The 1760-nt window shown below is 75.7% G+C and carries 2 protein-coding genes; both read right to left on the bottom strand.

Translation table 11 applies throughout. The features are described 5' to 3' along the window. Positions 1-114 precede the first annotated feature (114 nt). On the bottom strand, positions 115-729 hold the full coding sequence (locus GUY61_RS38015; protein WP_166634846.1) for a VTT domain-containing protein: 615 nt from the start codon (positions 727-729) through the stop codon (positions 115-117). Between the two features lie 38 nt (positions 730-767). Next, the gene (locus GUY61_RS38010; protein ID WP_166634845.1) at positions 768-1544 is read right to left on the bottom strand and encodes an MBL fold metallo-hydrolase; all 777 of its coding nucleotides are present in this window, start codon (positions 1542-1544) and stop codon (positions 768-770) included. Positions 1545-1760 lie beyond the last annotated feature (216 nt).

The following is a 1760-nucleotide window of genomic DNA, read 5'->3' as shown; positions in this document are numbered from 1 at the left end:
GACACGGCCGGGCGGGGACGCGGCTGTGTGGGGACCGGCCGGGCGGGGACCGGCCGGGCGGGGACGCTGCCCGGCGGGCCGGATGCCGGCCCCACGTGACCCGGGCGTCCCACGTCACCCGGGCGCCCCCGCGGTCCCGCGCAGCCTGCGCCACGCCGTCGGCGTCGCGCTGATGAGCAGGGTCAGCACGACGGCGGCGGCCACGCCCTGCCACGGCTCCGGGAAGAGCGAACCGCCGAGGATCCCGATCAGCGAGTACGCCGCCGACCAGGCCAGACAGGCCGGGACGTCCCCGCGCGCGAACCGCCGCAGCGGCATCCGGGACAGCAGGCAGGCCAGCATCACCGGGATCCGCCCGGCAGGCATCAGCCGGGACAGCACCAGCACCTGCACCTTGTGCTCGTCGAGTCTGCGCCGCGCCTGCTCGAGCCGGTCGTTGGTGACCCGCCGGTGCAGCGAGGAGAGCCAGCGTGAGCCGTTCCTCGACCCCACGCCGCGCCCGCCCAGCCAGTACAGCGCGAGATCCCCGAGGAAGGCCGCGACCGTCGCCGTCGTGAAGACGAAGAGGAGGGAGAACGGCAGGGTCTGGTGGAAGGCCACCACCGCGGCCGAACTCACCAGCGCCCCCGTGGGCACCACCGGTACCAGCGCGCCCAGCGCCACGAGCAGGAACAGCGTGGGCAGACCCACGGCCTGCGCCGACTCCGGGGTCACCCCGGTGACGTCCACGGCCCCGGGACCCGCGGCCGCCGCCAGCAGCAGCGCCCTCACCCGGCGACCTCGGGCCGCATGCTCTCGCCGTGGCCCAGCCGGTGCACGGACACATCGGGGGCCAGCGCTGCCGCACGCCGTGCGAACTCGTCGCCGGGGGAGTGGAACTCGTGCGGCCTGACCGCGTCCATGCCGATCGGCCAGTACGTGCCGTAGTGCACCGGCACCGCGCTGCCCGGCGACAGATCGGCCAGCGCCTGCGCGGCCCGCCCCGCGTCCAGGTGCCCGTGCCCCAGATACGGCCCCCAGCCGCCCACCGGCAGCAGGGCCACGTCCACCGGGCCGACGGCCCTCGCCATGTCCCGGAACAGCCCGGTGTCCCCGGCGAAGTAGGTCCGGGCGGCCCCGGTCACGACGTAGCCGAGCGCGGGGGCCAGCTGCGGCCCGACCGGGAAACGCCGCCCGTCGTGCTCGGCGGGTACCGCGCGCACGACCACGTCCCCGACCCGGACCTCCTGGCCGGCCGACACCTCCGTGATGTCCAGCCGCCCCGCCATGCGGCGCAGCGCCGGCACCGACCGCAGTGCGCCGCGCGGCACCAGCAGCCGGGTGCCGGGCGCCAGCCTGGCCAGCGAGGGAAGGTGCAGGTGGTCGTGGTGCAGATGGGAGATCAGCACGGCGTCGGCCGCGGCCGCGCCGGCCGGCGGCAGCGGTCCGCGTCTGCGCCGCAGGTGCGCCAGCCGGGCCGCGAACAGCGGATCCGTCAGCAGCCGCACCCCGGAGTCCTCGATCGTGCAGGTGGCATGGCCCCACCAGGTGATCTCCACCGGCACGCGGTTCCTCCGTCCTGCGCCGCCCATGAATACGTGTGAACGCGTGTGCATCAGAGTACGAGCGTACGGCGCGCCGCACCCCGGGGGCGCGACACGGCCTTGACCACGGTGGTGCCGGACGGCTCGCCGTCCTTCGGAACGGAGATCTCGGGCTTGTCCCCGAACTTTCCCTCGACCTGCGCGACGCCGCCCGCCGCGTCACCGTTGCCGTCCCCG

The sequence above is a fragment of the Streptomyces sp. GC420 genome (assembly GCF_009916105.1).
GTDB lineage: Bacteria > Actinomycetota > Actinomycetes > Streptomycetales > Streptomycetaceae > Streptomyces.
The sequence above is the reverse complement of the archived record's forward strand: the minus strand, read 5'-3'. Positions and strand labels throughout refer to the sequence as shown.